This is a genomic window from Roseicella aerolata, assembly GCF_020523605.1.
In the GTDB taxonomy this organism is placed as follows: domain Bacteria; phylum Pseudomonadota; class Alphaproteobacteria; order Acetobacterales; family Acetobacteraceae; genus Paracraurococcus; species Paracraurococcus aerolatus.
Window position 1 is genome coordinate 270,133 of record NZ_JAJAQI010000001.1, and the last position, 25,793, is coordinate 295,925.

Here is a 25,793-nt window from a genome sequence, read left to right on the forward strand (position 1 = left end):
GGCGTCGCCCGGTCCGGGTGTTTTCGGCAGACGGCGCGTGGACATGCGAAGGGGCATGACCCAGGTCTGGGCGACCAGAACGGAGCACCCCGGCCCGGCAAGGGCGGATGCCGGGTGTTTCCGTCACAGCCGAAGAGGGGGTGGGAAGGCGGGATGCCAATGGTGACGCTGGTAATGGCCGCGGGCCCCGGCTTCCCGCAGGGCAGCCCCGACCACCGCTATGAGATGAGCGTGACGCTGACGCCGGGCGGCCAGCTGGACGTCCAGGCTTGGCATGCGGACCCGAAGCCTTGGCCGGCCCGCCGCGTCGCGCCGGGTGCCCCTGCACGCGACGGCGACGTGCTGTTCGACCCCGATACCGAAAGCTGGTCGATCCGGCTGTTTCCCGCGCCGGGCACGGCCACCGATGCGCCGCTGCACGCGCAACTCCGCAATGCCGGGCAGTTGCGGCCGGGGGAATACGTGACCATCCGGGAGCCGGACGGGACGGAGTTCTCTTACCGGGTAGTCAGCGTCGCCTAGAGCGCATCGCCGCGGGGCGGAAAGACCCGGAGGCTTGGCCTGCTCTCCTGAACAGTGCCCCGACCTTCCTCGGGCTGCGCAGCCGGCCCGGGAAGGGGCCAGGGCAGGAGGCGGGCGGGCATGAAGGCCCGGGGCCGGGTGCACCCGCGCTGTCCGCCATGGCGGCCACGGTTTGGCGCCGGCGCGGCGTGCGGGGATGCCGCCATCCCGTCAAGGCCCCGGAAAGCCGAAGGGCCCGATCGCGTCTGCGATCGGGCCCTTCGGGAACCTGGTGGAGCCAAGGGGAGTCGAACCCCTGACCTCTTGAATGCCATTCAAGCGCTCTCCCAACTGAGCTATGGCCCCCCGGTCAGGTGCGGCGCGTATAGCCCCCACCCGGCACCCGCGCAAGGGGCCGGGAGGGACTTTCGCGCCGGCCGGTGCATGATTAGGGTGCCGCCGGCTTTCCGCCGAGAACCTGGAGGGGTGCATGGGCAAGGTATATCCGGACGCGAAGGCGGCCCTCGCGGGGCTGCTGCGCGACGGGATGATGATCCATTCCGGCGGCTTCGGCCTGTGCGGCATCCCCGCCCTGCTGATCGAGGCGATCCGCGACAGCGGCGTGAAGGACCTGACCATCGTCTCGAACAATGCCGGTATCGACGATGCCGGCCTCGGCCTGCTGCTGAAGACCCGGCAGGTGAAGAAGATGATCAGCAGCTATGTGGGGGAGAACAAGACCTTCGCCGAGCAATTCCTGGCCGGCGAGCTGGAGATCGAGTTCAACCCGCAGGGCACGCTGGCCGAGCGCATCCGGGCCGGCGGCGCCGGCATCCCGGCCTTCTACACCAAGACCGGCGTCGGCACCGAGGTGGCGAAGGGCAAGCCCACCGCCGAGTTCGACGGCGAGACCTATGTGATGGAGCGCGGGATCGTCGCCGACCTCGCCATCGTCCATGCCTATATGGGCGATACCGAGGGCAACCTCGTCTATCGGAAGACCGCCCGCAACTTCAATCCGATGATGGCGACCGCGGCCAGGATGACGGTGGCGCAGGTGGAGCACCTGGTGCGCGCCGGCGAACTCGACCCCGACCACATCCACACTCCGGGCGTCTTCGTGAAGCGCATGATCCAGTGCCCGCCGGGCTATGAGAAGCGCATCGAGCAGCGCACCGTGCGCAAGCGTGAAGCGGCCGCGGCGGCCGGCGAGGAGGTCTGACCGATGCCCTGGACCCGTGACCAGATGGCCGCCCGCGCGGCGCGCGAGCTGCAGGACGGCTTCTATGTCAATCTCGGCATCGGCATCCCGACGCTGGTGGCGAACCACGTGCCCGCGGGCATGAGCGTGCAGCTGCAGAGCGAGAACGGCATGCTCGGCCTCGGCCCCTTCCCCTATGAGGGGGAGGAGGACCCGGACCTGATCAATGCCGGCAAGCAGACCATCACCGAACTGCCGACCAGCAGCTATTTCTCCTCGGCCGACAGCTTCGCCATGATTCGCGGCGGGCATATCGACCTGTCGATCCTCGGCGCGCTGCAGGTGGCGGAGAATGGCGACCTCGCCAACTGGATGATCCCCGGCAAGATGGTGAAGGGAATGGGCGGGGCGATGGACCTGGTCGCCGGCGTGAAGAAGGTGGTGGTGCTGATGGAGCACACCGCCGGCGGCAAGCCGAAGCTGCTGAAGCAATGCAGCCTGCCGCTGACCGGCGCGCGGGTGGTGGATATGGTCATCACCGAGCTTGCGGTCTTCGAGATCGCGCGCAAGGGCGAGACCGATCTGCGACTGATCGAGCTGGCGCCCGACGTGACCCTGGAAGAGGTGCAGGCGAAGACCGAGGCGCGCTTCACCCCGGCCTTCCGGAACTGAGCCGGCGGGGGCCGGTCCGCCGGCCCCCCCCCTCGCTGCGACCGGGCCTGCATGGGCACCCGGGTGGATCGCGGGCGGGCGTGAACGGGCCCCCGCAGGGCTTGTGGCGCAAAGCCCGCGAGGTGCCCCGTCGCCCGGGAGCGTGACTCTCTCCGCCAGCCAGGAAGCGGCAGCGGATCGCATGCCGTCCTGAGCCTGATCCGCTGTCGTCGCGCTTTCGCCTGGCAAAGGCTGGGGCGGCCCATCCGCGGTTGCCACGGCGGCGCGGAACCCGTTTCCTGCACGGGTATGTGTTGAGGGCTCCTACGATGCTCACTCGACACCAGACTCTGCCATGCATAGCGTGGCGCATGTCCTTCGTGGCGCTGACTCCGCCCTGATCTAGCGCGACTGGCCGGCTCAAGGCCGGCCCTTCATCGTTGCCGCCTCCCAACGGCTGGGATGCGGTGCGGAGCGCCATCGGGCCTTGGCCCGACCGAAGGACCCAGCCGTGCACCTCCCTCTCCGACCGGCGCGCCTGCCCTTCCGGGCATTCGCCATGCGTGGGGCTGCGACGTTCCCGCCCGTCCTGTCGCCCCCATTCCTGGCGGCGGAGCCGAGGGCATGAGGGACATGCTGTATGTCTCGGCAATCGTCTGGAGCGTCACCGTCGGCGTCGTGCTGCTGACCTCGCCGGCGGAACCGCCACCCATCGATGCGGGATGCCTGGAACGGGGATATGCCAGCCACAGGGATGCCGGGCACTGGCCTTATCTGGCGGATGGCCGGCTGACCGCGACCGAGGTCTCCCGGCTCTGTGCCCGGAGCCGCGTGGCCTATGGCCGGTGACGCTCCGCCGCCGCCCCGCGCTGCCGGGAGGCGGGGCGCCACCTGGCACCGAGAGGCCGCCCGCGCGGGAGGCTGACGGCCCGGGCTCTCCCTGCACCCCTGTTGCATCCCGCCGGCGCTTTTCCCACCTCCCCCGCCAACAGGGGGAGGGAACGGGTCATGCCGGCGACACTGACCAGCAGCTACGTCCATGGCGCAAGCGACGTGCCGCTGCTCGGCGAGACGATCGGGGCGAATTTCCGCGCGACCGCCGCCCGGCTGCCCGACCACCCCGCCCTGATCGTCCGGCACCAGGGCATCCGCTGGAGCTATGCGGAACTGGCGGCCCGGGTGGAGGATTTCGCCGCCGGCCTGCTCGCCCTCGGCCTGCAACCCGGCGACCGGGTCGGCATCTGGTCCCCCAACAATGCCGAATGGGTGGTGGCGCAATACGCCACTGCCTGGGCGGGCCTCATCCTGGTCAACATCAACCCCGCCTATCGCCTGGCCGAACTGGAATACGCCCTCAACAAGGTGGGCTGCGCCGCGCTGATCACGGCGACCGCCCATCGCAGCTCCGACTATATTGGCATGCTGAACACCCTGGCGCCGGAGATCGCGGAGAGCAGGCCCGGCGCGCTGCGGGCAGCCAGGCTGCCGGCGCTGCGGCATGTCATCCAGATCGGCGGCGCGGCGCCCGGCTTCCTGCCCTTCGGGGCCGTCGCCGAAGGCGGCCGCACCGGGGCGGCCCGGCGTGCCCTGGAGGAAGCCGCTGGCCGGGTGCAGTTCGATGACCCCGTGAACATCCAGTTCACCTCCGGCACCACCGGCGCGCCGAAGGGCGCGACGCTGACCCACCACAACATCCTGAACAACGGCTATTTTATCGCCCGCACGATGAAGTATTCCGCGGCCGACCGGGTCTGCATCCCCGTCCCGCTCTACCACTGCTTCGGCATGGTGATCGGCAACCTCGCCTGCACCAGCCATGGCGCGACCATGGTCTTCCCGGCCGAGGGATTCGATGCGCTGGAGACATTGCGGGCGGTGGCGGAGGAGCGCTGCACCTCGCTCTATGGCGTGCCGACCATGTTCGTCGCCATGCTGACGCATCCGGAATTCGGCGGCTTCGACCTGCGCAGCCTCCGCACCGGCGTCATGGCCGGCGCGCCCTGCCCGGTGGAGATCATGCGCCGCTGCCTCGATGAGATGCATATGCGGGAGGTGACGATCTGCTACGGCATGACCGAGACCTCCCCCGTCAGCTTCCAGTCCGCGGTGGACGACCCGATCGAGCGGCGCATCGGCACGGTCGGCCGCGTGCATCCGCATGTCGAGGTGAAGATCGTGGATGGGGAGGGGAGGGTGGTGCCGCCCGGCACGCCGGGCGAGCTCTGCACCCGCGGCTATTCGGTGATGCAGGGCTACTGGGGCGACCCGGAGAAGACCGCCGAGGCGATCGACGCCGCAGGCTGGATGCATACCGGCGATCTCGCGGTGCTGGACGCGCAGGGCTATGGCAACATCGTCGGCCGCATCAAGGATCTCGTCATCCGCGGCGGCGAGAACATCTACCCGCGCGAGGTGGAGGAATTCCTCTTCCGCCATCCGAAGGTCGCGGAGGTGCAGGTGGTCGGCGTGCCCGATCCGCGGATGGGGGAGGAACTCTGCGCCTGGATCCGCCTGAAGCCGGGCGAGGTGGCGGAGGAGGAGGAGATCCGCGCCTTCTGCCGCGGCCAGATCGCCCACTACAAGATTCCCCGCTATGTCCGCTTCGTGGACGCCTTCCCGATGACGGTGACGGGCAAGGTGCAGAAATTCCTGATCCGGGAACGCATGGCGGAGGAACTGAGGGCCGCCGCGCAGGGCACGGCATGGCAGGCCCCGCGAAAGGCGCCGTGAGCCCCCGCGGTGCCGCCGGGCTCAGGCGAAGCGCAGCAGCACCACCAGCGCGGCCAGCATCTGCGCCAGGTTGAGCACGACGCTCAGCCGGTGCGCCCGGTCGAAGCGCGCCTTCGCCACCGCATCCCCCGCCTGGGCCGCGTCCGACCATGCATTGATCCGCGGCATCAGCCCCTGCCGTAGCCAGGCGGTCAGCGCCGCGACCGCGGCCATGGCCAGCGCATCCGGCAGGCGCAGCGGCAGCAGCGCGACCGCCGCGGCGGCCGAGAGGCCGAGGACATAGAGGTAGTAGCAGGGGAAGAGCTGGCGGATGAACCGCCCGGCCCATTCCGGCGGCAGGCGGGTGAAGACCAGCGGCGCGACGGCGACGGCGAAGAACACCATCCCGCCCAGCAGCAGGGCGGTGGCGAGCAGGGCGACGGCGGAAAGGATCATGCGGCGGCGGAGATGGTCCCGCCGCCGCGATCCGCAAGCCCGGCCCGGGGCCTCTCGCCTCGGGCCGATGCCGGGCTCAGTACCGGTACTGGTCGGCCTTGAACGGGCCCTGCTGGTCCACGCCGATATAGGAGGCCTGCTGGGCCGAGAGCCTGGTCAGCTTCGCGCCGACCTTCTCCAGGTGCAGCGCCGCCACCTTCTCGTCCAGGTGCTTCGGCAGCACATAGACCTTCTTCTCGTACTTGCCCGGATTGGTCCAGAGCTCGATCTGCGCCAGCGTCTGGTTGGTGAAGCTGGCGGACATCACGAAGCTCGGATGGCCGGTGGCATTGCCGAGGTTCACCAGGCGGCCTTCGGAGAGCAGGATGATCCGCTTGCCGTCGGGGAACTCCACCTCGTCCACCTGCGGCTTCACGTTGGTCCACTTGTAGTTCTTCAGCGCGGCGACCTGGATCTCGCTGTCGAAGTGGCCGATGTTGCAGACGATGGCGCGGTGCTTCATCGCCCGCATGTGGTCCACGGTGATGACGTCCACATTGCCGGTGGCAGTGACGAAGATGTCGGCGCGCGGGGCGGCGTCCTCCATCGTCACCACCTCGTAGCCCTCCATGGCCGCCTGCAGGGCGCAGATGGGATCCACCTCGCTGACCATCACGCGGCACCCGGCGTTGCGCAGGGACGCGGCGCTGCCCTTGCCCACATCGCCGAAGCCCGCGACCATGGCGATCTTGCCGGCCATCATCACGTCGGTGCCGCGGCGGATGCCGTCCACCAGGGACTCGCGGCAGCCATAGAGGTTGTCGAATTTCGACTTGGTGACGCTGTCATTCACATTGATGGCGGGGAAGAGCAGCTTGCCCTCCTTCGCCATGGTGTAGAGGCGATGCACGCCCGTCGTCGTCTCCTCGGACACGCCCTGGATGGACCTGGCGAGGCGGGCGAACCAGCCCGGCTTGCTCTTCAGGCAATCCTTGATGAGGGCGAAGAAGACCTCCTCCTCCTCATTCGTCGCCTTGTCGAGGAAGGCCACGTCGCCCTGCTCGGCGCGCAGGCCGTAATGCACCAGCAGCGTCATGTCCCCGCCGTCGTCGAGGATCATGTTCGGCTCGCCGCCATCGCCCCATTCCAGCGTCTTCTTCACATAATCCCAGTATTCCGGCAGCGTCTCGCCCTTCACGGCGAAGACCGGCGTGCCCGCGGCGGCGATGGCGGCCGCGGCATGGTCCTGGGTGGAGAAGATGTTGCAGGAGGACCAGCGGACATCGGCGCCGAGATGCTTCAGCGTCTCGATCAGCACCGCGGTCTGGATGGTCATGTGCAGGCAGCCGGCGATGCGGGCGCCCTTCAGCGGCTGGGAGGGACCGTATTCGCGCCGCACCGCCATCAGGCCGGGCATCTCGTCCTCGGCCATGGCGATTTCCTTCCGGCCCCAATCGGCGAGCGACAGGTCCTTCACCTTGTAGTCGGCGGCAACGGCCATCGGGCGGCATCCCTCACTATCTCGCCGCCCGCCTAGCATGGCCCGGTGCGGCTTGGCCAGGGTGATCGAAGAAGCATAAGCATATCTTTATGTCGACCGGATCCGGTGTCCGGCGACGCCGGCCCGGCGGTGCGACGCCTTGCGGAACGGCCTTCCGCCCTACATGGTCCGGTGAGGCGGCCTGTCCATCAAAGGCCACCGGGAGGGATGATCGCATGAAGACCCGCTTGCTCGCCCTGGGGCTCGGCGCGGCCATGGTGTTGCCCGGCCTCGCCCTCGCCCAGCAGGCGCCGGCGCCGGCCTGGGCCCAGGGCCGGCCGGACGCCATGTCCAGCTCCAACCTCGCCCCGCATCCGCCGAAGATGACCACGACCCCGGCCGAGCAGGTCCCGGTCTCGGCGCTGCGCGTCCCGCAGGGCTTCAAGGTGGAACTCTGGGCGAGCGGCGCGCCGGGCGCGCGCATGATGGCGGAAGGGCCGAACGGCACTGTCTTCGTCGGCAGCCGCACCATCGGGCGCGTCTATGCCATCACCGAGCAGGGCGGCCAGCGCCAGGTGCGCACCCTCGCGCAGCAGCTCAACCAGCCGAACGGGCTCGCGGTGCGGGACGGCAATCTCTACGTCATCGCCATCAACCGCGTGCTCCGCTACGACGGCATCGAGGGCAAGCTCGACAATCCCGGCCAGCCCGTGGACCTGACCGAGGCCTTCGGCCTGCCGCGGGAGGAGCACCACGGCTGGAAATTCGCCAACTTCGGCCCGGATGGCCGGCTCTACATGAATGTCGGCGTGCCCTGCAACATCTGCGAGTTCAACCGCGACACCCATGCGGTGATCATCTCCTTCAATCCGGACGGCTCAGACCGCCGGCTGGAGGCGAAGGGCATCCGCAACAGCGTCGGCTTCGACTGGCACCCGACGACGCGCGAGCTCTGGGCGACCAACAATGGCCGCGACTGGGCGGGCAACGAGACGCCGCAGGACACGCTGCACCGCATCCGCCGCAGCGGCGAGGATCACGGCTTCCCCTATTGCGCCGCCAACTGGCGTGACCCGGCCATCACCACCGGCCCGGCCGCCTGCAGCGAATTCGTCGCCCCCGCGGCGATGCTCGGGCCGCACACCGCGGCGCTCGGCATGCGCTTCTACACCGGCAACGCCTTCCCGGCGGAATACCGCAACCAGATGTTCATCGCCCGCCGCGGCTCCTGGAACCGCGACCAGAAGAGCGGCTATGACGTCGTCGTCGCGAAGACCGACGGGCAGGGCAATGTCACTTCGGTCGAGCCCTTCCTGACCGGCCTGCTGGACGAGGCGAACAACCGTTTCCTCGGCCGCCCGGTGGATGTGCTGGTCCGGCGCGACGGCTCGCTGCTCGTCTCGGATGAGCAGAACGGCGCGATCTACCGCATCACCCACGGGAACTGAGAGTGACGCCAGTCCTGCTGGCGGCGGCCGTCCTGGCCGCCGCCTTTTCCGCCTCCCCGGCCCTGGCCTCGGGCGATGCCGCGCGCGGCGCGGCGCTGGCGCAGGAACGGTCCTGCGGCGGCTGCCATGGGGCGAAGGGCGTCTCCGACCAGCCGAACATCCCTTCCCTCGCCGGGCAGCAGGCGGAGTTCATCACCCTGCAGATGATCCTGTTCCGTGAGAGGCTGCGCGACGCGCCGCCCATGCCGGACCTGTCGCAGGGGCTGAGCGACCAGCAGGTGGAGGATCTGGCGGCCTTCTATGCCTCCCTGCCCCCTGGCGCACCGGAGGACCGCAGCCCGCAGCGGGAGGCCTATAGCCAGGCCGGGGCCCGGCTGGCGGAGCGGCTGCGCTGCGGCGTCTGCCACCTGCCGGATTACCGCGGCCAGGCGCAGGTTCCGCGCCTGAACGGCCAGCGGGAGGATTTCTTGATCCACGCCATGGCGGGGTACCGGGACGGGACCCGGCGCGGGACGGATACCAACATGAACGCCGTGATGTATGGCGTGACGGATGCCGAGATCGCGGCGATCGCGCATTACCTGGCGCATCGACCATAGGCGGCTGGCCGCCGCGCCGCCCCCGGTTGTCGCCCGGCCCCCATGGGGGTATCCCCGAGGCAAATGGACGCGAATATCGGCACCCACCCCGGCGCGGCCCGGCCCGAGGGCCCGCTGCCCGCCTACCGCGCGCGGGTCGCCGCCGGCGCGCTGAAGCGAGACCCGGCACAGGAACTGGCGGCGGAGACGCTGCAGGATCTCTGGCGCCGCCTCCGCGGCTATGAGCCGCAGACCGAGCCGCCCGAGCCGGGCGGGTTCCTCGCCCGCTTCTTCCGCCGCAAGCCGGCGCCGGAGGAGGTGGACGCCACCCCCCAGGGCCTCTACCTGGTGGGCGAGGTCGGGCGCGGGAAGTCCATGCTCATGGACCTCTTCTTCGCCTGCGCCGAGGTGCCGCGGAAGAAGCGGATCCATTTCCACCAGTTCATGCAGGATTGCCACCAGCGCATCCATCGCTGGAAGCAGGCCAATCCGGGCGGGGAGGACCCCATCCCGCCGCTGGCCGACAGCATCGTGGCCGAGGCCGCCCTCCTCTGCTTCGATGAGTTCCAGGTGCATGACATCACCGATGCCATGATCCTGGGCCGGCTGTTCGAGGCGCTGTTCGCCCGCGGCGTGGTGGTGGTCGCAACCTCCAACACCGCCCCGGACGACCTGTTCAAGGGCAAGCCCGGCCGCGACGCCTTCCTGCCCTTCATCGCCCTCATCAAGCAGCGGCTGAACGTGCTGCACCTCGAGGCGCAGCGCGACTACCGGCGGGAGCGCATCCGCGGCCTGCCGACCTGGCACAGCCCGGTGGACGGCCGCGCCGAGCGGGCGCTGGATGCCGCCTTCCTGGAACTGACCGGCGAGGCGCATGGCAAGCCCTGCCGCCTGCAGGTCCTCGGCCGCTGGCTGGAACTGCCGCAGGAGGCGCGCGGCGTGGCCCGCGCCGATTTCGACGCGCTCTGCGGCAAGCCGCTCGGCCCGGCCGACTACCTGGCGCTGGCGACCCATTGCCACACCCTGGTGCTGGATGCCGTGCCGCGCCTCGGGCCCGAGAATTTCGACCGGGCGCGCCGGTTCATCACCCTGGTCGATGCCCTCTACGAGCATCGGTGCAAGCTGGTCGCCTCCGCCGCCGCGACGCCGGACGCGCTGTATGAGCAGGGCGAGAACGCCGCGATGTTCGAGCGGACGGCGAGCCGGCTGATGGAAATGCAAAGTCAGGATTACCTGGCCCTGCCGCACTTGACATAAGGCGGTAACATTCAGCAATAAGCCTCACAGATACGGGACCGACCCAAAAGGGAGACTCCATGCGCCGTCTGACGCTGGCCCTGCTTGGCCTGATGCTTGCCACCAGCCCCGCCCTTGCCGGCAAGCGTTCCGGTCCGGCCGAGGGGAGCAGGGTGGCGGCCCCGGCCCGGCCGGCCGCGACGGCGCCGGCGGCGAAGGCGGTCCCGGCCGGGACCGCCCGGCTTCAGCTCGTCCTGCATCGCCCCGGCATGGCGCCCGTCACCGTGGCGCCGAGCCGCAACGTCACTCATCGCCCTGCCGGCACGGCCCGGATCCGCGCCGCCGCCCTGGCCCCCGCCACCACGGCGCGAATCCGCCCCGTGGCCCATGCCGCGGCCGGCAAGGCGCCGCTCCGCAGCGCTGCCGCGGTTCCGGCGCGCTTCGGCTGGACCCAGGGCCTGCCGCCGGCGGCCGGCATCCAGGCGAATGAGTGCCCGGACGGCACCATGGCGACGCTCGCCAGCGGGCACGAGGATGTGGTGCGCTGCATGCCGATCTGAGGCGGCGCTGCCGGCCCATGGGCCGCGCCGCCCGGCCATCGGGCCCCGGTCGCAGGACCGGGGCCTTTTTCATGCCCGGCTGCCAGAATTGACGGCGGTCTGGCCAGGAAACGGGCGGTTGCGGCATGATCCGGCCCCGCCCTGGCGCAGGGCGCGGCGGTCTGCCCGGCCTTCCACCAATTGCGGACGCGCGCCGCGCCTTGTCGCCCCGGACGGCCGGGAGTAGGAAGCCGCGGCAATATTCCAACGATCCTGCTGAAGGACGCGTCATGGCCCGCAAGAAGATCGCCCTCATCGGCGCCGGCAATATCGGTGGCACCCTTGCCCACCTGATCGGCCTGAAGGAGCTCGGCGACGTCGTGATGTTCGACGTCTTCCCGGGCGTGGCCGCGGGCAAGGCGCTCGACATCATGCAGTCCGGCCCGGTGGACGGGTTTGATTCCGCCATGTCCGGCACCGGCGACTACGCCGCCATCGCCGGCGCCGATGTAGTGATCGTCACCGCCGGCTTCCCGCGCATGCCGGGCATGACCCGCGACGACCTGCTGACCAAGAATGCCGGCGTCATCAGCCAGGTGGCCGAGGGCATCAAGACCTACTGCCCGAACGCCTTCGTCATCTGCATCACCAACCCGCTCGATGTGATGGTGTGGGTGCTGCAGCAGAAGTCCGGCCTGCCGCCGGAGCGCGTGGTCGGCATGGCCGGCGTGCTGGATTCCGCCCGCTTCCGCCTCTTCCTGGCGCAGGAGTTCAACGTCTCGGTCGAGGACGTGACGGCCTTCGTGCTCGGCGGCCATGGTGACACCATGGTGCCGCTGACCCGCTACTCCACGGTCGCCGGCATCCCGGTACCCGATCTGGTGAAGATGGGCTGGACGACGCAGGAGAAGATCGACGCCATCGTGAACCGCACCGCCAATGGCGGCGGCGAGATCGTGAAGCTGCTGGAGAAGGGCTCGGCCTTCTACGCTCCGGCCGCCTCGGCCATCGCCATGGCGGAGAGCTACCTGCTGGACAAGAAGCGGGTCCTGCCCTGCGCCGTGCTGCTGAACGGCGAGTATGGCCAGAAGGACTTCTATGTCGGCGTGCCGGTCGTCATCGGCGGCAACGGCGTCGAGAAGATCGTCGAGGTGCAGTTCACGCCGGAGGAGAAGGCCGCCTTCGACAAGTCCTGCGACGCGGTGAAGAAGCTGATCGAGGACTTCAAGAAGCTCGGCGTCTGAGGCCGGAGGCCGGGGCCCCGCCCCGGCCTTTTCTTTGTCGGCCGGGACCGGCCGCCAGGGTCGGATCGCCGCAGGGCGGACATGCCCGGAGGCGGGAATCCGCCCCGCAACAGGCCCATGAAAAGGGTGAGCGGATGAACATCCACGAGTATCAGGCGAAGGAGCTGCTGCGCCGCTACGGCGTCGCCGTGCTCGATGGCCATGTGGCCTGGACGCCGGAAGAGGCCGAGGCGGCGGCGAGGAAGCTGCCGGGGCCGGTCTATGTGGTGAAGTCGCAGATCCATGCCGGCGGCCGCGGCGCCGGCCGCTTCACGGACGACCCGAACGGCAAGGGCGGCGTCCGCGTGGTGAAGTCGGTCGAGGACGCGAAGGCCGCCGCCACCGCGATGATCGGCCACACGCTGGTGACGAAGCAGACGGGGCCGCAGGGCAAGCAGGTCTCCCGCGTCTATGTCGAGGATGGCTGCGACATCAAGCGCGAGCTGTATCTCGGCCTGCTGGTGGACCGGGCCACCTCCCGCCTCACGATCATGGCCTCCACCGAAGGCGGCATGGAGATCGAGGAGGTCGCCGAGAAGCACCCCGAGAAGATCCTGAAGGCGGCAATCGACCCGGCCTCGGGCATCTCGGGCTTCCATTGCCGCAAGCTCGCCTTCGGCCTTGGCCTGACGGGCAAGCAGGTGCAGAGCTTCACGAAGTTCGTGACGGCCCTCTACGGCGCCTTCCTCGAACTGGACTGCGCGATCGTCGAGATCAACCCGCTGGTCGTCACCGGCGCGGGCGAGATCGTCGCGCTCGACGCCAAGATCTCCTTCGACGACAACGCGCTGTTCCGCCACAAGGACCTCGAGGCGCTCCGCGACGACAGCGAGATGGACCCGAAGGAGCTGGAGGCCACCCGGAACGATCTCAACTACGTCGCGCTTGACGGCGAGATCGGCTGCATGGTGAACGGCGCCGGCTTGGCCATGGCCACCATGGACATCATCAAGCTCTACGGCTCCTCCCCCGCCAACTTCCTGGATGTGGGCGGCACGGCGACGGCGGAGCGGGTGACCGAGGCCTTCCGCATCATCACCAGCGACCAGAACGTCAAGGCGATCCTGGTGAACATCTTCGGCGGCATCGCCAAGTGCGACATGATCGCGACCGGCGTGGTGCAGGCGGCGAAGAACCTCACCTTGAAGGTTCCCCTGGTGGTGCGCCTTGAGGGCACGAATGTGGAACTCGGCAAGAAGATCCTGGCCGAGAGCGGGCTGGCGATCATCCCGGCCGACAACTTGGCCGATGCCGCCGAGAAGGTGGTCAACGCCGTGAAGAAGGCGGCCTGAGCCATGGCGATCCTCGTCGACGAGAACACCTTGGTCATGACCCAGGGCTTCACCGGGGCCCAGGGGACCTTCCATGCCGAGCAGGGCATCGCCTATGGCTCGAAATACGTGGGCGGCGTGACGCCGGGCAAGGGCGGCACCACCCATATCGGCCTGCCGGTCTTCGACACGGTGGCCGAATGCGCGGAGAGGACCGGGGCGAACGCCTCCGTCATCTACGTGCCGCCGCCCTTCGCGGCGGACGCGATCCTCGAGGCGATCGACGCCGAGATCCCGCTGATCATCTGCATCACCGAGGGCATCCCGGTGCTCGACATGGTGAAGGTGAAGCGGGCGCTCTCCGGGTCGAGGTCGCGCCTGATCGGGCCGAACTGCCCGGGCGTGATCACGCCGGAAGCCTGCAAGATCGGCATCATGCCGGGCCATATCCATCGCCGCGGCTCGGTCGGCATCGTCTCCCGCTCCGGGACGCTCACCTATGAGGCGGTGGCGCAGACCTCGGCGGCCGGGCTCGGCCAGTCCACCTGCGTCGGCATCGGCGGCGATCCGGTGAAGGGCACCGACTTCACCGAGGTGCTGGAGATGTTCCTGGCCGATGACGAGACGAAGTCGATCGTCATGATCGGCGAGATCGGCGGCCAGTCCGAGATCGAGGCGGCGGAGTTCCTCGCCCGCGAGAACAAGGGCCCGAAGGCCAAGCCCGTGGTCGGCTTCATCGCCGGCGCGACGGCCCCGCCCGGCCGCCGCATGGGCCATGCCGGTGCGGTCATCTCCGGCGGCAAGGACACGGCCGAGGCCAAGATGGAGGCCATGCGCGCGGCCGGGATCCATGTGGCGGACAGCCCGGCCGCGCTGGGCTCCACCATGGTGAAGGCCCTGAAGGGCTGAGCGCCCGGCGGGTGGCCCCGAGGGGCCGCCCGCCGCGGATGATGTCGCCCGCCCGGCCGTTTCCTTTCCGGAAGTGACCGGCGCGGCGGGAAAAACCTCACGGCAGCCATGCGGCCATGACCTGAATCAAGGCCAGGCCTGCCGCATCGCCGCCATAGAGACTATGTTATGCCACGCGCGGCCCCGGGATCCGGGGCGGCGCGTTCCTGCGCACAGACCAGACGAAGGAGGCCGGCCACCCCTGGCCGGCACGGAGAAGACCATGGCCGGAGTGGACATCCTCGCCAGTGCGATGACGGGCGCCAATGCCGCCTTCCTCGCCGATCTCTACGCCCGCTGGGTGGAGAAACCCGAGAGCGTCGATCCCTCCTTCGCCGAGCTTTTCGATGCGCTGGGCGACGAGGCCCGCGCGGTCCTGACGGACGCCACCGGCGCCTCCTGGGCCCCCCGCCCGCGCGGCGGCTTCGCGCCGGAGCCCGAGGCGCCGCCCGCCCCGAAGGGCAAGGGCGCCCCCGCCGCCGCCGACCCGGCCGCCATCCGCGCCGCCCAGCTCGACTCCATCCGCGCGCTGATGCTGATCCGCAGCTACCGCGTCCGCGGCCATCTGGAGGCGCAGCTCGACCCGCTTGGCCTGCAGCGACCGAAGCCGCATCCGGAACTGGACCCGGCGACCTACGGCTTCACCGAGGCCGACTGGGACCGCCCGATCTTCATCAACGGCGTCCTCGGCCTGGAGACCGCGACGGTCCGCCAGATCATGGAGGTCTGCCGCGCCACCTATTGCGGCCCGATCGGCGTCGAGTTCATGCATATCCAGGACCCGGACCAGAAGGCCTGGATCCAGCAGCGCATGGAAGGCGCCCCCTGGACGACCGCCTTCGACAAGGCCGCGAAGCGCGAGATCCTGGAGCACCTGACCGAGGCCGAGGGCTTCGAGGCCTTCTGCGCGAAGAAATACGTCTCGACCAAGCGCTTCGGGCTCGAGGGCGGCGAGAGCACCATCCCCGCCGTGCAGACGGTGATCGAGACCGCGGCGCGGAACGGTGTCAACGAGATCGCCATCGGCATGGCCCATCGCGGCCGGCTCAATGTCCTCGTGAACGTCGTCAAGAAGCCCTACACCCAGGTCTTCTCGGAGTTCAAAGGCGTCGGCGCCAATCCGGACGACGTCCAGGGCTCGGGCGACGTGAAGTACCATCTCGGCACCTCGACCGATATCGAGATCGGCGGGCGGACCATCCACCTCTCGCTGCAGCCGAATCCGTCGCATCTGGAAGCGGTCGATCCGGTCGTGGTCGGCAAGGTGCGGGCGCGCCAGGACATGGCGGGCGACACCAAGGGCCGCCACTCCGTCATGGGCATCCTGCTGCATGGCGACGCCGCCTTCGCCGGCCAGGGCCTGGTCTATGAGACCATGGCGATGAGCCAGCTCATCGGCTACCGCACCGGCGGCACGGTCCATATCGTCACCAACAACCAGATCGGCTTCACCACCGTCCCGGCGCATGCCTATTCCGGCCTGTATTGCACGGACATCGCCAAGGCCGTGCAGGCGCCGATCTGGCACGTGAACGGCGACAACCCGGAAGCGGTGGTCTTCGTCTCCCGCCTCGCCACCGAGTTCCGGCAGACCTTCTCGACCGATGTCGTGGTCGACATCGTCTGCTACCGCCGCCACGGCCATAACGAGAGCGACGAGCCGGCCTTCACCCAGCCGATCATGTACGGCCGCATCCGGGAGATGAAGACCACCCGGACCAACTATGCCGAGCGCCTGGCGGCCGAGGGCAGCGTCCCGGCCGAGGAAGCCAGGGCGATCCTCGACGCCTTCACCCAGCGGCTGGAGGAGGCGCACCAGGCGGCGCAGACCTTCAAGCCGAACAAGGCGGACTGGCTGGAAGGCCACTGGTCCGGCCTGAAGGCCGCCGGCGCCGAGGATTCGGTGGAGCAGCTCCATCCGACCGCCGTGCCGCTGGAGACGCTGCGCGAGGTCGGCGCGGCGCTGGCCCGGGTGCCGGAGGACTTCCGGGTCAACCCGAAGATCGCCCGCCAGCTCGAGGCGAAGAAGCAGGCGATCGAGACCGGCGAGGGCATCGACTGGGCGACCGGCGAGGCGCTCGGCTTCGGCACGCTGCTGCTGGAGGGCCATCGCGTGCGCCTCTCCGGCGAGGACGTGCAGCGCGGCACCTTCAGCCACCGCCATGCCGTGCTGGTGGACCAGCAGACCCAGGCCGAATACGTGCCGCTGAACAACATCCGCGAGGGGCAGCCGCGCTTCGAGGCCTTCAACAGCCTCCTCTCCGAATTCGGCGTGCTCGGCTACGACTACGGCTACAGCCTGGCGGACCCGCACACCCTGGTGCTGTGGGAGGCGCAGTTCGGCGACTTCGCCAATGGCGCCCAGGTCATCATCGACCAGTTCATCGCCTCGGCCGAGACCAAGTGGCTGCGCATGAGCGGCCTCGTGATGCTGCTGCCGCATGGCTATGAGGGCCAGGGGCCGGAGCACTCCTCGGCCCGCCTCGAGCGCTACCTGCAGCTCTGCGCCGAGCGGAACATGCGGGTCTGCAACCTGACGACGCCGGCCAACTACTTCCATGCGCTGCGCCGCCAGCTCAAGGCCAACTACCGCAAGCCGCTGGTGCTGATGACGCCGAAGTCGCTGCTGCGGCACAAGCTGGCGGTCAGCAGCCTGTCGGATTTCGGCCCGGGCAGCGCCTTCAAATACGTGATCCCGGAGATCGACGCGATCGCGCCGGAGGAGGAGGTGAAGCGCGTCGTCCTCTGCACCGGCAAGGTCTATTACGACCTGCTGCAGGAGCGGCGCGACAAGGGCGTCAAGGACGTGGCGATCATTCGCCTCGAGCAGCTCTATCCCTTCCCGGTGCAGAGCCTGTCGCGGGCGCTCGCGCCCTACCGGAATGCCGAGGTGATCTGGTGCCAGGAGGAGCCCGAGAACATGGGCGCCTGGACCTATATCGACCGCCGGCTGGAAAAGGTCCTCAAGGGCCTGGACATCAAGGCGAAGCGGCCCGACTACGCCGGCCGCAAGGAAGCGGCGAGCCCGGCCACCGGCCTCGCCAAGGTGCACAGCCAAGAACAGGAAACCCTGGTGCGGGAGGCGCTCGGCCTCTGACGGCATGGCCATCGCGCCCGGCAGGCCCGGGCGCGGCGCAACCCGAAGGACACCGAGCACTCTGCAGGAAGGCTAAAGGACGATGGCGACCGATATCCTCGTGCCCACACTGGGCGAAAGCGTCAGCACCGCGACCGTCGCGCGCTGGCTGAAGAAGGCCGGCGAGGCCGTGAAGGCCGACGAGCCGCTGGTGGAGCTCGAGACGGACAAGGTGACGGTGGAGGTCAACGCGCCTGCTGCCGGCGTCATCGAATCCATCGCCGCCGATGAGGGCGCCGAGGTCGAGCCGGGCGCCGTGCTCGGCGTGATCGCCGCCGGGGGCGCCGCCGCGGCGGCCACCCCCGCCAAGCAGAAGCCGGAGCCGGTGGCCACCGCCGCCGCCCAGCCGAAGGTCGAGGCGCCGCGCGTGCCGGCCGGCCCGGTCGCCGTGCCCGGCACCCATGCCCCGCTGCCCGCCGCCGCCAAGCTGATGGCGGAGAACGGCATCGCCGCCGAGCAGATCGGCGCCGGCAGCGCCAAGGACGGCCGGATCGCCAAGGGCGACGTGCTGGAATTCCTCTCCCGCCCCGTTGCCGCCCCGGCCCCTGCCGCGGCGAAGCCCAGCCCCCAGCGGCCGCTGGAGGAGGGCGAGGAGCGGGTGAAGATGACGCGGCTGCGCGTCACCATCGCCCGTCGCCTGAAGGAAGCGCAGAACACCGCCGCCATGCTTACCACCTTCAACGAGGTGGATATGGGCGCGGCCATGGCGCTGCGCGCGGAGTACCGCGACACCTTCGAGAAGCGGCACGGCGTCCGCCTCGGCTTCATGTCCTTCTTCGTGAAGGCCTGCGTCGCCGCCCTCAAGGAATTCCCGGCGGTGAACGCCGAGATCGAGGGCGACCAGATCATCTACAAGAACTTCGTCCATATGGGCATCGCGGTGGGCGGGCCGAACGGCCTGGTCGTGCCCGTGCTGCGCAACGCCGACCAGCTTTCCTTCGCGGCGATCGAGAAGACGATCGGCGCCTTCGGCAAGAAGGCCCGCGACGGCCAGCTCAAGCTCGATGAGCTGGCGGGCGGCAGCTTCACCATCACCAATGGCGGCATCTATGGCTCGCTGATGAGCACGCCGATCCTGAACCCGCCGCAGTCCGGCATCCTGGGCATGCACAAGATCCAGGATCGCCCCATGGTCGTCGGCGGCAAGATCGAGATCCGCCCGATGATGTACATCGCCCTCTCCTACGACCACCGCATCGTGGACGGGAAGGAGGCGGTCAGCTTCCTCGTCCGCGTGAAGGAGAGCATCGAGGATCCGCGCCGGCTGATGCTGGATATCTGAGTCTTCGTGTTCATGAGGCGGGCCGGCGCGGCACCCCCGCGCCGGCCCGTTGCATTTCAGCGGCAAAACTCGGCGCCTCTGCTAGACTGGCGCGAAACGGGGCCGGCCCGCGCCGGACCCCGGCGTCCAGGACAGCGCGCCGATACGCCCGGGAGAAGTTACATGCGTTCCTATGACGGCCAGTTTTCCGACAACCGCCCCCTGAAGCGCACGCGCGAGGAAAAGGTGCGCCTGCTTGCCGAGCTGAAGGAGACCTACCGGACGCTGAAGCCGCACACCTCGCCGGAGCTGCGCAGCTCCATCGCCGGCCGGATCAAGGAGCTGGAGGCGGACCTGGCCGCGCCGCCGCCGCCGCCGCGGGAGCGCCGGGTGCCCTCGCACCAGCAGGAGCAGTTCGGCTCCGGGCCGCGGGCACCCCGCCGGCCGCGGACGCCGCGGGAGTTCTGATGCGTCCGGAGAGGGCTCTGCCCTCTCCGGACCTCTCCCGCCAGGCCAGAACCTGGCCTGGACCGGTGTGCGTTTCCCCCACAGGATGTGCCTGACACAGGGGGAAACGCGCATGCGCCTCAAGGACAAGACCGCCGTCATCATCGGCGCCGGGCAGAGCCCCGGCGAGACCACCGGGAACGGCCGCGCCACCGCCATCCGCTTCGCCCAGGAAGGCGCCCGCGTGCTCTGCGTGGACCGCGACCTGGCCTCCGCCGAGGAGACCGCGAAGCTCGCCGGCAACGGCTCGGCGGCCTTCCAGGCCGATGTGCTGAAGGAGGACAGCCTCGGCGCCGCCATCGCCGAGGCCGTGCGGCTCTGGGGCCGGCTCGACATCCTGCACTACAATGTCGGCGTCTCCATCGCCGGCGGCGATGCCCCACCCACCGAGATCACGGCCGAGGCCTTCGACCGCGTCACCGCCATCAACCTGCGCGGCTTCATCCTCGCGGTGAAGCACGCCTTGCCCGTGATGCGGCGGCAGGAGGGCGGCGTGATCCTCTCCATCAGCTCCGCTGCGGCGGTCGAGAGCTACCCCTATGTCGCCTACAAGACCACCAAGGCGGCGATGCTCGCCTTCACCGAGCAGGTGGCGATCCAGAACGCCGAATACGGCATCCGCTGCAACACCATCCTGCCCGGGCTGATGGACACGCCCATGGCGGTGGACACCCGCGTGCGCCACACCGGCAAGACCCGCGCGGAGGTCGCGGCCGAGCGCAACGCCAAGGTGCCGCTGCGCCGCCGTATGGGCACCGCCTGGGATGTGGCGAATGCCGCGCTGTTCCTGGCCAGCGACGAGGCCGGCTTCATCACCGGCGTCGCCCTGCCCGTGGATGGCGGCCGGCTGGTACAGATCGGCTGACCCGGACCGGCCTTCGCGCCCCGCCGGGCGCCGCGCGCGCCTGTCTGCCCGGCCCGCAGCCTGGCGTCCCGGCATTCCGGAATACGCCACCCGCGCCGATCGTGACGGTCCCCGCGTGCTGCGGCAAACGCCGCTGGTCCGGACGGCGGGCCGGCGCGGATCGCGGCGGGGCGTGAACGCCCCGGCACCTGCCTCTGCTCCATCGGGCGGAGAGCTGCGGCGGATCGGCGTCCGGATGCGAACGCATTCCGCCCTGGACCATCGAGCGCGTCGCCAGCTGCGCCCGAGGATCTATGCCGGCTCCCGCGCCCGGACCAGCGCCGGGGCCAGCAGGGCGAAGCCATAGGCCGGCAGCACCCCTGTCGGCGGCGCGCCGAAATGGCCGAGGCCCGTCATCTCCTCCAGCAGGCCGGGCGGCAGCGCCACCGCCTCATCGGACAGGTTGAACACCAGCGTCACCCGCTGCCCCGCCGTTTCCCGCACGAAGCCGAAGAGCGGCGCCGGCAGGTCGAGCGCCGTCGCCGTGCCGTGGCGCAGCGCCGGCTCCGCCTTCCGCAGCGCCAGCAGGCGGCGAGTGAAGCGCAGCGTGCTGCCCGGATCCGCCTCCTGCTCATCCACCGCCAGCGCGCGATGGCTGGCCGGCACGGGCAGCCAGGGATCGCACCAGTCGGGGGTGAAGCAGGCATTCACCGCGCCGCGCACCCAGGGCATGGGCGTGCGGCTGCCGTCGCGGCCCTTGAATTCCGGCCAGTAGGTGATGCCGAAGGGGTCGCGGATCTCCTCCTCCCGCAACTGCGCCTCGGGCAGGCCCAACTCCTCCCCCTGATAGAGGCAGGCGCTGCCAGGGAGCGAGAGCAGCAGGGCGAGCAGCAGCCGCGTGAAGCGGGCATCCGCCTTGCCGCCCGGCGCCCAGCGGGTCGCGGCGCGCTCCACATCGTGGTTGGAGAAGGACCAGCAGGGCCAGCCGCGGGAGCAGGTGGCGATGGCATCCCGCAGCAGCGCCTGCAGTGTCGGCCGGTCGAAGCCGTGCCGCAGCGGGCGCAGCGTATAGGCCATGTGCAGCAGGTCGGGCGCGCCGGTATAGGCGGCGATCCGGTCGAAGGCGCCATCCTGGGAGGAGACCTCGCCCAGCGAGACGGTGCCGGGATACTCGTCCAGCAGTGCGCGGATGCGGCGCAGCACCGCCATGCTGGCGGGCTGGATCATGTCGTGGTCGTGCCGCTGCAGGGCGAAGAGCTTGGCCGGTACCTGGCCGTTCGGCGGCGGCACGGCCGGGTTGCTGCGCAGGCGAAGGTCATGCGTCAGGAAGTCGATCGCATCCAGCCGGAAGCCATCCACGCCGCGGTCCAGCCAGAAGCGGGCGACGTCCAGCAGCGCCTCCAGGCAGGCCGGGTTCTGCAGGTTCAGCGTGGGCTGGGAGGGCAGGAAGTGGTGCAGGTAGTACTGCCGCCGCCGCGGCTCCCACGCCCAGGCGCTGCCGCCGAAGACGCTGAGCCAGTTGTTGGGCGGCGTGCCGTCCGGCGCCGGATCGGCCCAGACATACCAGTCGGCCGTCGGCGCCGCCTTGCTGCGGCGGCTGGCGGCGAACCAGGGATGCTGGTCCGAGGTATGGCCGCCCACCAGGTCCACCAGCACCTTCAGGCCGCGCGCATGCGCCGCCTGCAGCACCCGGTCGAAATCCGCCAGCGACCCGAAGCTGGGGTCGATGGCGCAGTGGTCCGACACGTCGTAGCCGAAATCGCGCTGCGGCGAGACATAGACGGGGCAGAGCCAGATCCCGTCCACGCCGAGCGCCGCGATATGGTCGATCCGCTCCAGCAGGCCCGGCAGGTCGCCGATGCCGTCGCCATCCGAATCCACGAAGCTGCGGGGATAGACCTGGTAGAGGACCGCGCCACGCCACCACTCCGCCTGCTGCACCATGCACCATGCACCTCGCGCCTGGGTGGAGAACCACCGCAATTTGTATACCATAGAATGATCGCGGTTTCGTGAGGTTCTGTCCAGTGAAATGCGTGCCGGAACTTCCCGGCGGCACGGATGCAGCATTGATCCGGCCAGTTCCGTCCTGCGGACCGCAAGCAAACGGGGCGCGGGTTCGCAGGCTGGTCCCCTCCTGCCGGCGAAGCGGTCCGATGGCAGCCTGTGCCGAGGTCAGCCTCCGCCGGTTTCTTTCCGCATCCCGGATCCACCCGAGGCAGCAATCAGCATCGATTTACGTTTCGACTCTATAGTGGCGAGGCGATTAACGAAAAATTCCAATTCAGGCCATGGCGCTGGTGAGAAAATACCGGAACAACTTCTCATCGGATTGGGTCAGGGCAGGCGAATTAGTACAATGCAAACAGTATACGCTGGCACCGCCGGTGCCGACAGCTTCGACGCATCGACCGGACGGGCCACCGATATCACCGTCTTCCGGAATCTCGGAGCCAATGACACGGCGATCGGCGGCGCGGGCGCGGACCGTTTCTCAAGCACCGGCACTGGCGCCAGCATGAGCGGCGGCGGTGGCAACGACCAGTTCTTCATCGCGCTCAGCAACACGCCGGGCGGTGCGCGCGACAGCATCGATGGCGGCGCCGGCAGAGACGAGCTGATCATCGCCGCCAGCAGCTACCAGATGACCGCGGCCGTGCAGGCCGAACTGGGCCGGCTCGCCGGCTTCCTGGCCGGCGCGGGCGACCCGGACGCCCGGTTCATCTCCGACATCCTCCGCCTCGACATGACCGGGGTCGAGGTGGCGCGGGTCCGGCTGGATGGCGTGCTGAAGACCCTGGCCGAGCTGCTGCCCGGCCCGACCGCCGCGGCGGACAGCTTCCAGGCCGAGGAGGACAGCCCCATCACGGTGGGCGCCGCGCAGGGGCTGCTGGCCAATGACAGCGGCTCCGGCGCGCTGGCGGTCACCGCCGGCACCCTGGCCACCGCGCTGGGCGGCAGCGTGACCATCGCCACCGATGGCAGCTTCACCTACAGTCCGGCGGCCAATGCCAACGGCACCGACAGCTTCAGCTACACCGTCACCGACGCCCTCGGCCGCACCACCACCGGGACCGCCACCATCGAGGTCGCCGCGGTGAACGACGCGCCGGTGCTGGCCGCGGCGCTGGCCGACCAGAGCGTGACCGCGGGCGATGCCTTCAGCTTCACGATCCCGGCCGGCAGCTTCACCGATCCGGATGCCGGCACCACCCTGACCTACAGCGCCCGCTCGGCGGATGGTTCGGCCCTGCCGGCCTGGCTGAGCTTCGACGCCGCGACCGGGGCCTTCTCCGGCACGCCCGCCACGGCCGGGACCTTCTCCGTCACCGTCACGGCGAGCGACGGCAGCCTCTCGGCCAGCGACAGCTTCGATATCGTCGTGGCGCAGGGAAGCCTGTCGGTCTCCCTCAGCAGCCTGACCGCCGACCAGGGCTTCAAGATCATCGGCGAGGCTGCCGGGGACAATGCCGGCATCAGCGTCTCGGATGCCGGCGACGTCAACGGGGATGGCTATGCCGACCTGCTGATCGGCGCCTATGGCAACGCCGCTGCGGGCTACTATGCCGGCGCCGCCTATGTGGTCTTCGGCAGCGCGGCCGGCGCCACGGTGGATCTCGCCCAGGTCGCCGCTGGCACCGGCGGCTTCAAGATCATCGCCGAGACCAGCGTGAACGTGGCGGGCTATGCGGTCTCGGCCGCCGGCGACGTCAACGGCGACGGCCTGGCCGACCTGCTGGTCAGCGCCCATGGCCACGATCCCTACTACCGGCCCGATGTCGGCGCGGCCTATGTCGTGTTCGGCAAGACGGACGGCTCCGCCGTCCGCCTGAGCGACGTCGCGGCCGGCATCGGCGGCTTCAAGATCGTCGGCGAGGGCGACTGGGACAGGGCCGGCTTTGCGCTCTCGGCGGCCGGCGATCTCAACGGGGACGGCTACGCCGACCTGCTGGTCAGCGCGGTCACCCATGACGTGGCAAGCCAAACCTGGATTGATGAGTATTGGGTGCCGTATCTGTATTATGATGACTACACCAGAGAATATTACGATCTCGGATATTACGACGGCGGCTATTATTACACCACGGATTATGCGCCTGATGCCGGCGCCGCTTATGTGGTCTGGGGCAAGGCGGACGGTGGCCAAGTCTGGCTCTCAAATGTCGCCGACGGCTATGGCGGCTTCAAGATCACCGGCGAGGCAGCGGACGACAATGCCGGCTACGCGGTCGCCAATATCGGCGACCTCAACAATGACGGCATCACCGACCTGCTGATCGGCGCACCGTACAACGATGGCAACGGCGACAATGCCGGCGCCGCCTATGTCGTCTTCGGCAAGGCCAACGGCATGGGCGTGACCCTGGCCGACATCGCCGCCGGCACCGGCGGGTTCAAGATCATCGGCGAGGCCGCGGGCGACACGGCCGGCATCACGGTGACCGGTGCCGGCGACGTCAATGGCGACGGCATTGCCGACCTGCTGGTGGGCGCCAACTACAACGACGCCGCCGGCGACAATGCCGGCGCGGCCTATGTCGTCTTCGGCAAGGCCGACACCGCAACCGTGAACCTGGCCGATGTCGCCGCCGGCATCGGCGGCTTCAAGATCGTCGGCGAGGCCGCGGGCGACGAGGCCGGCCGGGCGGTCGCGGCCGCGGGCGACGTCAATGGCGACGGCTATGCCGACCTGCTGGTCGGCGCGCCGTACAACGACGCCGAGGGCATCCTCGATGCCGGCGCGGTCTACCTCGTCTTCGGCAAGGCCAGCGGCACGGCGGTGGACCTCGCCGACATCGCCCGCGGCATCGGCGGCTTCAAGATCAACGGCGCCAGCTACCGGGACGAGACCGGGTTCAGCGTCTCGGCGGCCGGCGACGTCAACGGCGACAGCTATGCCGATCTGCTGATCGGCGCGAATTTCGATGACACGAAGGGCACCGATGCCGGCGCCGCCTATGTCCTCTACGGCCGGGCGGACTGGATCGGCTGAAGCGGGCGGCCGTCGCCGATGATCCGTCGACGGCCCCTCAATCGCTCCCGTCGCGGGCCGCCAGGATGGGGGTCCTTCGCCGGGTCAGTCTTGCCGCGCCCTGCGCCGCGGGCCCGGCGGGGGCGTCCCTCCCGGCTGTGCTCCGGCGCAGGCAGCCGTGGCAAGGCAAGGGTCGCCGCGCTACCGCGCGGCCACCCTGTACCCTTCCTCCGCCACCAGCGCCGCCACCTTCTCCCGCGGCAGGCTGGTCTCGGCCCGCACCAGCCCGGCGGCCAAGTCTACCTGCACCGCAGCCCTGGGGTCCTCCCCCTGGATCGCCTGCGTCACCGCGCGCACGCAGTGCTGGCAGCTCATGCCTTCGACCTTCAGCTCAATCATGGGTGCTTTCCTTCCAACTCATCGAGAATGGGGCAGTCCGGGCGGTCATCGCCGTGGCAATGCGCCGCCAGGTGCTTCAGGCTGGTCGCCATGGCCTGCAGCGCCTGCGCCTTCGCCTCCAGCGCCGCCACATGGGAGAGCGCGAGGCGCCGCACCTCGGCGCTCGCCCGGTCGCGGTCGCGCCAGAGCGCCAGCAGCCGGCGGATATCCTCCAGCGGGAAGGCGAGGTCGCGCGCATGCCGGATGAAGCGCAGCACGGCCAGGTCCTGCGCGGCATAGCTCCGGTAGCCATTCTCCTGCCGCGCCGGGCGCAGCAGGCCGATCGCCTCGTAATGCCGGATCATCTTCTCCGAGACGCCGGAGGCCCGCGCGGCCTCCCCGATGCTCATCTCCC

General features: G+C 69.6%; 22 protein-coding genes and 1 tRNA gene. 17 read left to right on the plus strand and 6 right to left on the minus strand.

The genetic code is table 11. The features are described 5' to 3' along the window. The first annotated feature begins 153 nt into the window (after positions 1–153). Positions 154–522, plus strand: a complete 369-nt coding sequence (locus tag LHA35_RS01150; RefSeq protein ID WP_226603449.1) for a hypothetical protein — start codon at positions 154–156, stop codon at positions 520–522. Positions 523–791: 269 nt separating this feature from the next. Here LHA35_RS01150 and LHA35_RS01155 read toward each other — a convergent pair. Beyond that, positions 792–867 (minus strand) — tRNA-Ala (locus tag LHA35_RS01155). Between the two features lie 124 nt (positions 868–991). On the opposite strand from LHA35_RS01155, the gene LHA35_RS01160 reads away from it, so the two are divergent. The 4 genes from LHA35_RS01160 (at position 992) to LHA35_RS01175 (ending at position 5,083) form a co-directional block, all read left to right on the plus strand. Next, the gene (locus LHA35_RS01160) at positions 992–1,723 is read left to right on the plus strand and encodes a CoA transferase subunit A (RefSeq protein WP_226603450.1); all 732 of its coding nucleotides are present in this window, start codon (positions 992–994) and stop codon (positions 1,721–1,723) included. A gap of 3 nt (positions 1,724–1,726) precedes the next feature. Beyond that, complete coding sequence (locus tag LHA35_RS01165) at positions 1,727–2,374, plus strand: CoA transferase subunit B (RefSeq protein WP_226603451.1); 648 nt, start codon at positions 1,727–1,729, stop codon at positions 2,372–2,374. A 603-nt stretch (positions 2,375–2,977) separates the two neighbouring features. Continuing rightward, positions 2,978–3,202: a hypothetical protein gene (locus LHA35_RS01170; protein WP_226603452.1), complete on the plus strand. Its 225-nt coding sequence runs from the start codon at positions 2,978–2,980 to the stop codon at positions 3,200–3,202. A 159-nt stretch (positions 3,203–3,361) separates the two neighbouring features. Beyond that, a complete protein-coding gene (locus tag LHA35_RS01175) occupies positions 3,362–5,083 on the plus strand; it encodes an AMP-binding protein (protein WP_226603453.1) in 1,722 nt (573 codons plus the stop codon). Positions 5,084–5,104: 21 nt separating this feature from the next. Here the strand turns inward: LHA35_RS01175 and LHA35_RS01180 are convergent, their stop codons facing one another. Together LHA35_RS01180 and ahcY are read right to left on the minus strand one after the other, a co-directional pair. Beyond that, positions 5,105–5,518 carry a DUF4149 domain-containing protein gene (locus LHA35_RS01180; protein ID WP_226603456.1) on the minus strand — a complete coding sequence of 138 codons (414 nt, stop codon included), beginning with the start codon at positions 5,516–5,518 and terminating at the stop codon, positions 5,105–5,107. A gap of 76 nt (positions 5,519–5,594) precedes the next feature. Further along, positions 5,595–6,998, minus strand: a complete 1,404-nt coding sequence (gene ahcY / locus LHA35_RS01185) for an adenosylhomocysteinase (RefSeq protein ID WP_226603458.1) — start codon at positions 6,996–6,998, stop codon at positions 5,595–5,597. Between the two features lie 215 nt (positions 6,999–7,213). Between ahcY and LHA35_RS01190 the strand changes: the two genes are divergently transcribed. From LHA35_RS01190 to LHA35_RS01240, 11 genes are all read left to right on the plus strand, one after another. After that, positions 7,214–8,425, plus strand: coding sequence for a PQQ-dependent sugar dehydrogenase (locus LHA35_RS01190; RefSeq protein WP_226603460.1), 1,212 nt, complete (start codon positions 7,214–7,216; stop codon positions 8,423–8,425). A 2-nt stretch (positions 8,426–8,427) separates the two neighbouring features. Beyond that, entirely contained in the window at positions 8,428–9,024 is a 597-nt protein-coding gene (locus tag LHA35_RS01195; RefSeq protein ID WP_226603462.1) for a c-type cytochrome, read from the plus strand. A gap of 63 nt (positions 9,025–9,087) precedes the next feature. Next, positions 9,088–10,260, plus strand: coding sequence for a cell division protein ZapE (zapE, locus tag LHA35_RS01200; protein WP_226603466.1), 1,173 nt, complete (start codon positions 9,088–9,090; stop codon positions 10,258–10,260). A 59-nt stretch (positions 10,261–10,319) separates the two neighbouring features. Next, positions 10,320–10,799: a hypothetical protein gene (locus tag LHA35_RS01205; RefSeq protein ID WP_226603469.1), complete on the plus strand. Its 480-nt coding sequence runs from the start codon at positions 10,320–10,322 to the stop codon at positions 10,797–10,799. A gap of 269 nt (positions 10,800–11,068) precedes the next feature. Next, entirely contained in the window at positions 11,069–12,022 is a 954-nt protein-coding gene (mdh, locus tag LHA35_RS01210; RefSeq protein ID WP_226603471.1) for a malate dehydrogenase, read from the plus strand. Positions 12,023–12,156: 134 nt separating this feature from the next. Next, positions 12,157–13,353 (plus strand): ADP-forming succinate--CoA ligase subunit beta, encoded by a 1,197-nt coding sequence (gene sucC / locus LHA35_RS01215; RefSeq protein WP_226603473.1) that lies wholly within the window; start codon positions 12,157–12,159, stop codon positions 13,351–13,353. A 3-nt stretch (positions 13,354–13,356) separates the two neighbouring features. Beyond that, positions 13,357–14,241, plus strand: coding sequence for a succinate--CoA ligase subunit alpha (sucD, locus tag LHA35_RS01220; RefSeq protein ID WP_226603475.1), 885 nt, complete (start codon positions 13,357–13,359; stop codon positions 14,239–14,241). Positions 14,242–14,503: 262 nt separating this feature from the next. After that, a complete protein-coding gene (locus tag LHA35_RS01225) occupies positions 14,504–17,377 on the plus strand; it encodes a 2-oxoglutarate dehydrogenase E1 component (protein ID WP_226603477.1) in 2,874 nt (957 codons plus the stop codon). Positions 17,378–17,459: 82 nt separating this feature from the next. Next, positions 17,460–18,698, plus strand: coding sequence for a 2-oxoglutarate dehydrogenase complex dihydrolipoyllysine-residue succinyltransferase (gene odhB / locus LHA35_RS01230; RefSeq protein WP_226603478.1), 1,239 nt, complete (start codon positions 17,460–17,462; stop codon positions 18,696–18,698). A gap of 162 nt (positions 18,699–18,860) precedes the next feature. Continuing rightward, entirely contained in the window at positions 18,861–19,145 is a 285-nt protein-coding gene (locus tag LHA35_RS01235) for a hypothetical protein (RefSeq protein ID WP_226603480.1), read from the plus strand. Positions 19,146–19,257: 112 nt separating this feature from the next. Next, positions 19,258–20,049 carry an SDR family NAD(P)-dependent oxidoreductase gene (locus LHA35_RS01240; protein ID WP_226603482.1) on the plus strand — a complete coding sequence of 264 codons (792 nt, stop codon included), beginning with the start codon at positions 19,258–19,260 and terminating at the stop codon, positions 20,047–20,049. Positions 20,050–20,340: 291 nt separating this feature from the next. Here LHA35_RS01240 and LHA35_RS01245 read toward each other — a convergent pair whose 3' ends face one another. Continuing rightward, positions 20,341–21,972 carry an alpha-amylase family glycosyl hydrolase gene (locus LHA35_RS01245; RefSeq protein ID WP_226603483.1) on the minus strand — a complete coding sequence of 544 codons (1,632 nt, stop codon included), beginning with the start codon at positions 21,970–21,972 and terminating at the stop codon, positions 20,341–20,343. A gap of 415 nt (positions 21,973–22,387) precedes the next feature. On the opposite strand from LHA35_RS01245, the gene LHA35_RS01250 reads away from it, so the two are divergent. Further along, positions 22,388–25,021 (plus strand): putative Ig domain-containing protein, encoded by a 2,634-nt coding sequence (locus LHA35_RS01250; protein ID WP_226603485.1) that lies wholly within the window; start codon positions 22,388–22,390, stop codon positions 25,019–25,021. A gap of 180 nt (positions 25,022–25,201) precedes the next feature. Here LHA35_RS01250 and LHA35_RS01255 read toward each other — a convergent pair whose 3' ends face one another. Both LHA35_RS01255 and cueR read right to left on the minus strand, forming a co-directional pair. Next, entirely contained in the window at positions 25,202–25,399 is a 198-nt protein-coding gene (locus LHA35_RS01255) for a heavy-metal-associated domain-containing protein (RefSeq protein WP_226603487.1), read from the minus strand. Continuing rightward, complete coding sequence (gene cueR / locus LHA35_RS01260; RefSeq protein ID WP_226603489.1) at positions 25,396–25,788, minus strand: Cu(I)-responsive transcriptional regulator; 393 nt, start codon at positions 25,786–25,788, stop codon at positions 25,396–25,398. The genes LHA35_RS01255 and cueR overlap by 4 nt, the downstream gene beginning before the upstream one ends. Between the last annotated feature and the right edge of the window lie 5 nt (positions 25,789–25,793).

Excerpts from the sequence above, each read along its gene's own strand:
- LHA35_RS01150 (WP_226603449.1), top strand. The coding sequence starts at position 154 with ATGCCAATGGTGACGCTGGTAATGGCCGCGGGCCCCGGCTTCCCGCAG.
- LHA35_RS01160 (WP_226603450.1), top strand. The coding sequence starts at position 992 with ATGGGCAAGGTATATCCGGACGCGAAGGCGGCCCTCGCGGGGCTGCTG.
- LHA35_RS01165 (WP_226603451.1), top strand. The coding sequence starts at position 1,727 with ATGCCCTGGACCCGTGACCAGATGGCCGCCCGCGCGGCGCGCGAGCTG.
- LHA35_RS01170 (WP_226603452.1), top strand. The coding sequence starts at position 2,978 with ATGAGGGACATGCTGTATGTCTCGGCAATCGTCTGGAGCGTCACCGTC.
- LHA35_RS01175 (WP_226603453.1), top strand. The coding sequence starts at position 3,362 with ATGCCGGCGACACTGACCAGCAGCTACGTCCATGGCGCAAGCGACGTG.
- LHA35_RS01180 (WP_226603456.1), bottom strand. The coding sequence starts at position 5,518 with ATGATCCTTTCCGCCGTCGCCCTGCTCGCCACCGCCCTGCTGCTGGGC.
- ahcY (WP_226603458.1), bottom strand. The coding sequence starts at position 6,998 with ATGGCCGTTGCCGCCGACTACAAGGTGAAGGACCTGTCGCTCGCCGAT.
- LHA35_RS01190 (WP_226603460.1), top strand. The coding sequence starts at position 7,214 with ATGAAGACCCGCTTGCTCGCCCTGGGGCTCGGCGCGGCCATGGTGTTG.
- zapE (WP_226603466.1), top strand. The coding sequence starts at position 9,088 with ATGGACGCGAATATCGGCACCCACCCCGGCGCGGCCCGGCCCGAGGGC.
- LHA35_RS01205 (WP_226603469.1), top strand. The coding sequence starts at position 10,320 with ATGCGCCGTCTGACGCTGGCCCTGCTTGGCCTGATGCTTGCCACCAGC.
- mdh (WP_226603471.1), top strand. The coding sequence starts at position 11,069 with ATGGCCCGCAAGAAGATCGCCCTCATCGGCGCCGGCAATATCGGTGGC.
- sucC (WP_226603473.1), top strand. The coding sequence starts at position 12,157 with ATGAACATCCACGAGTATCAGGCGAAGGAGCTGCTGCGCCGCTACGGC.
- sucD (WP_226603475.1), top strand. The coding sequence starts at position 13,357 with ATGGCGATCCTCGTCGACGAGAACACCTTGGTCATGACCCAGGGCTTC.
- LHA35_RS01225 (WP_226603477.1), top strand. The coding sequence starts at position 14,504 with ATGGCCGGAGTGGACATCCTCGCCAGTGCGATGACGGGCGCCAATGCC.
- odhB (WP_226603478.1), top strand. The coding sequence starts at position 17,460 with ATGGCGACCGATATCCTCGTGCCCACACTGGGCGAAAGCGTCAGCACC.
- LHA35_RS01235 (WP_226603480.1), top strand. The coding sequence starts at position 18,861 with ATGCGTTCCTATGACGGCCAGTTTTCCGACAACCGCCCCCTGAAGCGC.
- LHA35_RS01240 (WP_226603482.1), top strand. The coding sequence starts at position 19,258 with ATGCGCCTCAAGGACAAGACCGCCGTCATCATCGGCGCCGGGCAGAGC.
- LHA35_RS01245 (WP_226603483.1), bottom strand. The coding sequence starts at position 21,972 with ATGGTGCAGCAGGCGGAGTGGTGGCGTGGCGCGGTCCTCTACCAGGTC.
- LHA35_RS01250 (WP_226603485.1), top strand. The coding sequence starts at position 22,388 with ATGCAAACAGTATACGCTGGCACCGCCGGTGCCGACAGCTTCGACGCA.
- LHA35_RS01255 (WP_226603487.1), bottom strand. The coding sequence starts at position 25,399 with ATGATTGAGCTGAAGGTCGAAGGCATGAGCTGCCAGCACTGCGTGCGC.
- cueR (WP_226603489.1), bottom strand. The coding sequence starts at position 25,788 with ATGAGCATCGGGGAGGCCGCGCGGGCCTCCGGCGTCTCGGAGAAGATG.